The 7,532-nt window shown below is 69.1% G+C and carries 5 protein-coding genes and 2 rRNA genes (1 of these 7 cut by a window edge); all 7 read right to left on the minus strand.

Annotated features, from left to right (window positions below):
• Positions 1–64: 64 nt before the first annotated feature.
• A complete protein-coding gene (locus AMYBE_RS0115625) occupies positions 65–994 on the minus strand; it encodes an NAD kinase (protein WP_020660330.1) in 930 nt (309 codons plus the stop codon).
• Entirely contained in the window at positions 991–1,806 is an 816-nt protein-coding gene (locus tag AMYBE_RS0115630) for a TlyA family RNA methyltransferase (RefSeq protein WP_020660331.1), read from the minus strand. Before AMYBE_RS0115630 ends, AMYBE_RS0115625 begins: the two co-directional genes overlap by 4 nt.
• A 5-nt stretch (positions 1,807–1,811) precedes the next feature.
• Complete coding sequence (locus AMYBE_RS0115635; RefSeq protein WP_020660332.1) at positions 1,812–2,018, minus strand: hypothetical protein; 207 nt, start codon at positions 2,016–2,018, stop codon at positions 1,812–1,814.
• 16 nt (positions 2,019–2,034) lie between these two features.
• On the minus strand, positions 2,035–3,012 hold the full coding sequence (locus tag AMYBE_RS0115640) for an HAD-IIA family hydrolase (protein WP_020660333.1): 978 nt from the start codon (positions 3,010–3,012) through the stop codon (positions 2,035–2,037).
• Entirely contained in the window at positions 3,005–5,593 is a 2,589-nt protein-coding gene (locus tag AMYBE_RS46150) for a hypothetical protein (protein ID WP_020660334.1), read from the minus strand. The genes AMYBE_RS0115640 and AMYBE_RS46150 overlap by 8 nt, the downstream gene beginning before the upstream one ends.
• Positions 5,594–5,800: 207 nt before the next feature.
• A 5S ribosomal RNA gene (gene rrf, locus AMYBE_RS0115650) occupies positions 5,801–5,917 on the minus strand.
• 90 nt (positions 5,918–6,007) lie between these two features.
• Positions 6,008–7,532: ribosomal RNA gene (locus AMYBE_RS0115655) — 23S ribosomal RNA — on the minus strand (it continues 1,598 nt past the right edge of the window).

The raw sequence follows: 7,532 nt of genomic DNA on the forward strand, positions 1-7,532 counted from the left end.
GTGCGTCCGAGGTCCGCTAAGTCTTCTTTTCGCTGGTCGAACACTTGTGCGGGCGCGTCGCGGATCAGCCGTTCGTGCGGTCGGGCGATCGCCGGTCGCGCCAGCTGCGCACCGGCAGCCCGAACTTGTACACCAGCCGATCAGTGAAAACGCCGTCCCACAGCCGGACCAGCCGCACTGGCTCGCGGCCGCAGACGACCCGTACGGTCGCGCCCGGCGGCAGTTCGAACGTCCGGAGCCCGTCGCAGGTCAGCGCCGCTTTCGGGCCGGTCGGGTCGATACCGACGGTGATCACCGATTCAGGCGACACGACGAGCGGGCGGGCGAACATCGCGTGCGCGTTGCTCGGCACCACCAGCAGCGCCTCCACGTCCGGCCACAGCACCGGGCCGCCGGCGGAGAAGGCGTACGCGGTCGAACCGGTCGGCGTCGCGCACAGCACTCCGTCGCAGCCGAAGGACGACACCGGCCGTCCGTCGACCTCGATCAGCGCGTCGAGCACCCGCTCGCGGCTGAACTTCTCCACGCTGGCCTCGTTGAGCGCCCAGGTCTCGTAGATCTGTTCGCCGCCCAGGGTGACCGTGACGTCGACCGTCATCCGGTCCTCGACGTGGTACTCGCGGTCGACCACGCGCTGCACCGCGTCGGCGAGCGCGTCCGAGTCGGCTTCGGCGAGGAAGCCGACGCGGCCGAGGTTGACGCCGAGCACCGGGACCTCGGCCGGACGGGCGAGCTCCGCCGCGCGCAGCAGCGTCCCGTCGCCGCCGAGCACGAACACCAGCTCCGCCCCTTCGGCCGGGTTGTGCTCGGGCGCGACGACCGTGCACGGCATCGCCATGCAGCCGCCCGGGTCGATCAGCTCGAGCACGTCCTCGTCGATCACCCGGAGCCGGATCCCGGCCTTGGCGAACCGCTGGGACACCTCGCGGGCGGCCTCCCGGGTGGTGTCCCGGTCCGGGTGCACCACGAGAAGCACTTCACGTTCGGCGGTCACTGAGGTCCTTCCTGGACCGCGGTGCGGACCAGCTGTTCCGCGTCCGCAGGGCTGTCTCCGGCGTCCGTTTTGCGGAGCCAGACGAAGTATTCGACGTTCCCGGACGGTCCGGGCAGCGGGCTCGCGACGACGCCGCGCAGCGCCAGCCCGAGCTTCGCGGCCTCGGCGAGCACGCCGAGCACGGATTCTGCGCGCAGGTGCGGGTCGCGGACCACGCCGCCGCTGCCGAGGCGCTCCTTGCCGACCTCGAACTGCGGTTTGACCATCGGCAGCAGGTCCGCGCCGTCGCGCGCGCACTCGGCGAGCGCGGGCAGCACGAGCTTGAGCGAGATGAACGACAGGTCGCCGACGATCAGGTCCACTTGGCCGCCGATCATGTCCGGCGTCAGGTTGCGGACGTTCGTGCGGTCGAGCACGGTCACCCGGTCGTCGGTCTGCAGCCGCCAGTCGAGCAGGCCGCGCCCGACGTCCGCGGCGACCACCGCGTCCGCGCCGCCCCGCAGCAAAACGTCGGTGAAGCCGCCGGTGGACGCGCCGGCGTCGAGGCAGCGGCGGCCTTCGACGGTCAGCCCCTCCGGGCCGAACCTTTCCAGCGCGCCGAGAAGTTTGTGCGCGCCGCGAGACGCCCAGCCGGGGTCGTCTTCGTCCTTCACGACGATGGGCGCGTCGTTTTCCACGCCGGTGGCGGGTTTGGCGGCGACCATGCCGCGCACGGTGACCTTGCCGCCGGTGATGAGTTCCGATGCCTGTTCGCGGGAGCGGGCCAGTCCGCGCCGCACGAGTTCCGCGTCGAGGCGGGCTCGTTTGGCCACGCCGGTCAGACCTTGTCGATGCTGGACAGAGCCACGGTCAGCTCGGTGTGCACGGCCTCGAACCGGTCCACGTGCTCGCGGGGCGGCAGCGTGTCCAGGTCGTCGAGCCCGGCGACCGCCTCGGCGATGCCTGCCCGCGGGTCGGTCTGCTGCGGTCCGGGACCGGGGATCGGCGGGGGCCCGGGAACAGGCCGCGGAACGTTGGGGTGCACAGCCCCAAACTACCAGTCAGGCCAGGCCCAGCCCGGCTGCTGCCGCCACCGCCGCGTCGCCTTCGGCACGCACCTGCGTGACGCCGGTCCGCCACGCCGCGTCGCACAGCGCGCGCAGCAGGTCGAGCCGGTCGCCTTCGCCGCGCACGGTCAGCACGCCGTGCTCGGCGATCTCCCAGCCGGGCCGCTTGCCGACGCGCAGCTCGTGGGCCGGCTGTGCCAGCGCGGTCAGGTCCGCGCCGAGGTGGGTGGGCCGTTCCGCCGGAACGGCGGTGAGCAGCGTCGCCGCGGTCGCCACGCCGGTGAGGACGCACAGCGAATCGAGCTCCGCCGCGACTGCCCCGGCGATGTCGGTGTCGAGCCGGTCGCCGACGACCAGCGGACGCTCCGCGCCAGCCGACCGGGCGGCCGTCTCGAACAGCAGCGGCTGAGGTTTCCCCGCCACGACTGGCTCCGAGCCGGTGGCGATCCGCAGCGCGCCGACCATGGATCCGTTGCCTGGCAGCAGTCCGCGCTCGGTCGGCAGCGTGGTGTCGGTGTTCGTCGCCACCCACAGCCCGCCGGCCCGGATGACGATGCTCGCCTCGGCCAGGTCCGCCCATCCGGTGTCCGGCGAATGTCCTTGCACCACCGCGGAAACGTCGTCGCTCGCGGTCCGCACCGGCTCAAGACCGACAGCAGCGATCTCGTCGCCGAGGGACCCGGTGCCGACCACGAGCACCTTCGCCCCGGACGGCAGGCGGTCCCGCAGGAGCGCGGCCGCCGCCTGGGCGCTGGTGTGGATTTCCTCGGTCTCCGCGGGGATTCCGAGGTCCTGCAAGTGCCGGGCGACCGCGGACGGCGCCTTTGACGCGTTGTTGGTGACGAACCGGACCGCCGTGCCCTGCTTGCGCACGGCGGCCACGGTGTCTGCCGCGCCGTCGATGACCCGCGAGCCGTGGTACACGGTGCCGTCGAGGTCGAACAACAGCGCGTCGTACGGCAGGTCACTCATTCGTCAGGTCCGCGGCCCGTTCGGCAGCATCGGTGTCGTCCTCGACGTCGGCTTCGGCCGAGTGGAGGAACCACTGGATGGCTTCTTCCTTGCGCCCGGCCGCTTCCAGGTTGTCGGCGTAGGCGTAGAACAAGCGCGCGCTCCACGGGTCGCGCTTGCTCTCCTCCAGGTCCGGCCCCTGCAGCGAGACGACCGCCGCGTCCAGCTGGCCCAGGTCGCGCCGAGCGCCCGCGGCGACGATCGCCAGCTCGACCTGGGTCGACTTCGTCAGCCGTTCCTTGTCGGTCTCCTTGGCGAGGTCGAGCGCCCGCTCGGGACGGCCGAGGGCGCGCTCCGCGTCGGCGATGATCGCGATGTGCTCGTCGCTGCGCGTCATCCGCCGGACGGCACGCAGTTCGGACAGCGCTTCCTGCCAGTTTCCCGCGTGGTAGGCGACGAGGCCGAGCCCTTCGCGGACGATCGGGACGCGCGACGCCTTGGTCTTCGCGTACCGGGCGTGCTCGAGAGCGGCCTCCGGGTCGTTGTCCACCAAGCTGCCGGCCGCGACGAGGTGCTTCCCGACGGTCTCCGCCAGTCCCTTCGGCAGGGTCCGCAGTTCGCGCCGGACCTCTTCGTCGAGGTCGGAGAACTCGATGTCGTCCGGGAGTTCGGGGGCTTCGAGCAGCTCGCGGGCAAGCGCCGCGTCCTGCTCCTCCGGAGTGACCGGCCGCTTGGCGCGGGGACGGTCGCTCCGATCGTTGCGCCGGTCGCCGCGGTCATCGCGATCGCCACGGCCACCGCGGTCGCTGCCGCGGCGGTCGCGCCGGTCTTCCCGGTCGTTGCGGTCGCGCCGGTTCTCCCGGTCGACTCCGTCGCGCCGCTCTTCGCGGTCAGCGGCGTCGTTGCGGTCAGTGCGATCGCGCCGAACCTCGGACTCGCCGTCGTCCTGGCCGTCCCGGACCTGGCTCCGCTCCCCCGCCTCGCCGGCCGTCTCGGCCCGGTCCGCCGCGCCGATGCTGGCCGCGTCCGAACTCGTCGGCTCCGCAGCAGAGTTCACCGCTTCGGCCGAGGCCTCCTCGACCAGGCCCGACACGTTCTCCTCGACCTCGGCGACGTCCCGACGGTCGTTGCGGTAGCCGCTGTCCCGCTGTTCAGAGCGGTAGCCGCTGGCTCGCTGCTCGGTACGGTAGCCGCCGGAGCGAGTGTCGCGGGGTCCGGTGCCGCGCCGGTCGTCATTGCGGAACCCGCGGTCGTCCCGACGGTCGCCTCCGCTGCGGTACCCGCCGGAGCCGCTCCCGCCTCGGTCGTCCCGGTTGCCACGGAAGCCGCCCGGACGGTCGTCCCGGCGGAATCCGCCCGTACGGTTGTCCTGCCGGTCGTTGCGGAAGCCGCCCGAACGGTTGTCCCGGTCGCCGCGGTAACCACCGCGGTCGTCCCGCCGGTCGCCGCCGCGGTAACCACCGCTGTCGCCGCCTCGGTCGTCCCGGTTGCCGCGGAACCCGCTCGGACGGTCGTCGCTCTTGCCGCGGAAGCCGCCTGGACGATCGTCGCGCCGGAATCCGCCGGAACGGTCGTCGCGATCCCCGCCGGAGCGGTTGTTCCGGTAGCCGCCGTCCTCGCGCCGGTTCCCGCCCGAGCGGTCGTCGTCTCTCCGGTCGTTGCGGAATCCGCCAGACGTCCGGTTCCCGCCGCGGAAACCACCGTCTCGCGCCCCGCGGTCGTCCCGGTTCCCCCGGAAGCCGCCCTCGCGCGAACCGCGGTCGTCCCGGTTGCGGTCGAACCCGCCGTCCCGCGAACCGCGGTCGTCCCGGTTCCCCCGGAAGCCGCCGTCCCGCGAGTCGCGGTTGCCGCGGAACCCGCTGTCCCGAGGACCCCGGTCGTCGCGGAACCCGCCACGCGAGTCGCCGGCGCGCCGGTTGTCGCGGTCGCCGTAACCGCCGCGCCGGTCGTCGCTGCGGAAACCGCCGCGCGAGTCGTCCTTGCCACGGAAACCGCCGGACGAACGCTGGTCGTTGCCGGAGTAGCTGCGCCGGTCGTCGTCGCGGCGTCCGCCGGAGCGCTCGCCGTACGAGGACTTGCCCTGCGGACGACCGGAACCGTAGGACGGCTTGCCGTCGCGGCTGCCGTACGAAGACTTGCCCTCGGGCCGACCCGAACGGTCGCCGTAGGACGGGCGGGCCCCGGAACGGTCGCCGTACGACGGGCGGGCCCCGGAGCGGTCGCCGTAGGACGGCTTGCCCTGCGGACGGCCGGAGCGGTCGCTGTAGGAGGATTTGCCCTGCGGCCGGTCGGACCGGTCGTAGTCGCGGTCGCCGCGCGGCCGGAAGTCGCGGTCATCGTCGCGTTTGCCGGCGTAGCCGCGCTTTTCGCGCGGGCTGTCCCCGTGGCCGGGCCGTCCGGCGAAGCCGCCGGTGCCGCGGGCGCCCCGGTCGTCCCGACGGGGCCGCCCCTGGTGGCCACCGTCCCGCCCGCCGCGGTCTTGTCGCGCGCCTCGCCGGTCTCCCCGGGGCGCGTCGGACCGGCCGCCGCGGGAGTCCTGGTCGCGGCGAGCCGACCGTCCGGACCCATGATCCGCTGAGTCACGTCGATCGAACTCGGACACCTGGCCTCCTGCCATAGAACAACTCTGGAATTCTTGAACCGACCCTGCTATGAGAGCCGACTGTCCATCCTACGGGTCGGTTCGGGGCAGGCCGCGCTCGGGCGGCCCTGCCCGGACACCGGGAGGACGTGAGTGGATGCGTACAAAGGGCTGGGCCCCGGGAGAACCTGTTGGGGGTTCTCGACCGGGGCCCAGCCTGTTGGTTGAGTTCGGCGGTGTCCTACTCTCCCACAACCCTTCGGTTGCAGTACCATCGGCGCAATCAGGCTTAGCTTCCGGGTTCGGAATGGGACCGGGCGTTTCCCTGACGCTAAAACCACCGAAACACTCCGAAACAACACACACCCGCCACCCGGTATCCGGTGACAGCCGGTGTGGTGTTTCAGAACCGTAGAGTGGATGCGCAACATCTTCGTAGGCAAGTCCTCGGCCTATTAGTACCAGTCGACTCGACAACACATTACTGTGCTTCCATCTCTGGCCTATCAACCCAATCGTCTCTTGGGGGCCTTAACCCACAAAGGGGTGGGATACCTCATCTTGGAACAGGCTTCCCGCTTAGATGCCTTCAGCGGTTATCCCTTCCGAACATAGCCAACCAGCCATGCCACTGGCGTGACAACTGGCACACCAGAGGTCCGTCCGTCCCGGTCCTCTCGTACTAGGGACAGCCTTCCTCAAGTATCCTGCGCGCGCGGCGGATAGGGACCGAACTGTCTCACGACGTTCTAAACCCAGCTCGCGTGCCGCTTTAATGGGCGAACAGCCCAACCCTTGGGACCTACTCCGGCCCCAGGATGCGACGAGCCGACATCGAGGTGCCAAACCATGCCGTCGATATGGACTCTTGGGCAAGATCAGCCTGTTATCCCCGGGGTACCTTTTATCCGTTGAGCGACACCCCTTCCACCAGGAGGTGCCGGATCACTAGTCCCGACTTTCGTCCCTGCTCGACATGTCTGTCTCACAGTCAAGCTCCCTTGTGCACTTGCACTCGACACCTGATTGCCAACCAGGCTGAGGGAACCTTTGGGCGCCTCCGTTACTCTTTAGGAGGCAACCGCCCCAGTTAAACTACCCATCAGGCACTGTCCCTGAACCGGATCACGGTCCGAGGTTCAGATTCCCAATCCGACCAGAGTGGTATTTCAACAACGACTCCACCCGAACTAGCGTCCGAGCTTCACAGTCTCCCACCTATCCTACACAAGCCGAACCGAAAACCAATACCAAACTATAGTAAAGGTCCCGGGGTCTTTCCGTCCTGCCGCGCGTAACGAGCATCTTTACTCGTAATGCAATTTCGCCGGGCCTGTGGTCGAGACAGCCGGAAAGTCGTTACGCCATTCGTGCAGGTCGGAACTTACCCGACAAGGAATTTCGCTACCTTAGGATGGTTATAGTTACCACCGCCGTTTACTGGCGCTTAAATTCTCAGCTTCACCCACCGAAATGAGTTAACCGGTCCTCTTAACGTTCCAGCACCGGGCAGGCGTCAGTCCATATACATCGTCTTGCGACTTCGCATGGACCTGTGTTTTTAGTAAACAGTCGCTTTCCGCTGGTCTCTGCGGCCAACCACAGCTCCACCCGCAAAGGGGTATCACCGCGCTTGGCCCCCCTTCTCCCGAAGTTACGGGGGCATTTTGCCGAGTTCCTTAACCACAGTTCACCCGATCGCCTTGGTATTCTCTACCTGACCACCTGTGTTGGTTTGGGGTACGGGCCGTGCATGCACTCACTAGAGGCTTTTCTCGGCAGCATAGGATCACTCGCTTCACCTCAAACGGCTACGCATCACGTCTCAGCCTNNTGNNANNCGGATTTGCCTNNNTNNCGGCCTACACGCTTACACCAGGACAACCATCGCCTGGCAGAGCTGCCTTCCTGCGTCACCCCATCGCTTGACTACTACGGAATCAGGTCCCACGCTCCACAC

Source organism: Amycolatopsis benzoatilytica AK 16/65 (assembly GCF_000383915.1).
GTDB lineage: Bacteria > Actinomycetota > Actinomycetes > Mycobacteriales > Pseudonocardiaceae > Amycolatopsis > Amycolatopsis benzoatilytica.

Coding starts and splice junctions, on each gene's coding strand:
- AMYBE_RS0115640 (WP_020660333.1), bottom strand. CDS start 3,012: ATGAGTGACCTGCCGTACGACGCGCTGTTGTTCGACCTCGACGGCACC.